At 51.6% G+C, this 1,536-nt stretch carries 2 protein-coding genes; both read right to left on the reverse strand.

Features of this window, described 5'->3' with window-relative positions; genetic code table 11:
• The coding region (locus tag AC2VLY_RS16570; protein ID WP_486922671.1) for a hypothetical protein at positions 1-182 on the reverse strand (182 nt) is incomplete at its 3' end.
• The coding region (locus tag AC2VLY_RS16575; RefSeq protein WP_486922672.1) for a TolC family protein at positions 179-1,536 on the reverse strand (1,358 nt) is incomplete at its 5' end. The genes AC2VLY_RS16570 and AC2VLY_RS16575, both read right to left, overlap by 4 nt.

Genomic DNA, 1,536 nt, shown 5'->3' on the forward strand with positions numbered 1-1,536 from the left:
CGGCTTGCCTTGGGGAGGGGAACCATATGAAAAGTGTAGGGCGCGGCCGCAGTCCGGGTGCGTTCGTGGTTCATGATTTCAAAGACCGTAGCGACAATGCCCAACACGAAAAATGTGGCGCCCACCAGCCACCAGGTCAAGGCTTCTCCAGAAAAAAACTGACGATGTTTCATGGTCATCATAATGGATGATCTTCAGGAGTGTTCTCCGACTCCTGAACGACGTTCAGGGTTTTTTCGAGGAGCATGTGTACCAATTTATGAGGATGCAACATGGCATAGAACAGCCACTGTGCGACTACCCATTCGCCCTGCGCAGCCCGCCATGCAGCCTGTGCATTCATAGTCCGCAATTCGGCGGTATGGACATCCATTTTGCTGACCCGGCCATGTTCATAAAGCGCAGACAAGAGTTGTTGATCTTTTTGGGTGGAAATATATTCCTCGTGAAGGGCTTGTACCCGCCGGTTTCCTTCCTGGATTTCTTCACGATCAACGCGCAATTGTTGGTGGCCTTCCAGTATGGCTTGCTGGTACTGGATGTGGGCAGATTCCAGTTTGGCTTCGGCATCATGTAATTTGGCCAAATGACCTGTGAAGGGCCCGAGGCTTTGGGTGATGCTCAGTCCTACCGTGTAATTGTTGCGATTGACATTGTTGAAAGCGGGTCCGAAACCGTCGCTTGAGGTACCTAGCCAGTTGTAACCAGCCTGGAGATTCACATCCGGTAAAAAACTCCCCCGGACGGATGCTACATGGTGGCGTGCCTCGCGCATGTTGGCCAGATCGGCTTGAACAGCAGGCAGCTGATTAACGATATCTGTGTCTTCTGTCTCGTTATTGGCATTTTGCCCCGGCTCAGGTGGCATTGGGATGGTTTCGTGACCCGCCTCGCGGACCAGCGCAAAGGCACCCCGCTGACCCAGCAGGGCAGCCAGTTCGGTTTGGGACTTCAGAAGGTGCCTGCGTAAGTCATCATTTTGGGATTGATACTGAAGCAGGAGAACTCGCGCTTTATTGAGATCCAGCACACTTTCATTACCCCGCCGAAATTTTTGTTCGTTCAGGGACAGATCTTCTTCTGCCAGGGAGATCGCTTTGCGGAGAATGACTTCCTGTTGCAGCAGGCTCTGAACTTGCTGAAAGTTGACAAGCAGATCAAGCACAGCCTTATTTTGCTGATAGAGAATCTGTTCGCGTGCGACAACTACGCCCTGGTGTGCGGCAGAGAGATTTTCAATGCCGCTTCCGCCCTCGAAAAGATTGAGGGAAGCCATGATGCTCATATAGTTTGAATAAATGCTGCCTTGGGTTGCAATGATATTGGAACCCACCAAAGAAGCAGAGGGTAAGCCGCTGGTGTTGACATACATCTGGCTTTGTTCCTGAAAACTCAGATGCGGGAGAAAATCACCAATGGCCTGCAAAGAACCGGCATTCGCGCTACGCAAGTTTTGGGCGGCAAGACGGATATGGGCATTATGGTCGATGGCTGTCTGGACAAGATCATAAAGGGAACTGCCGGAATGTCTGTCGG

The organism is Acidithiobacillus sp. TH-A36 (genome assembly GCF_057473445.1).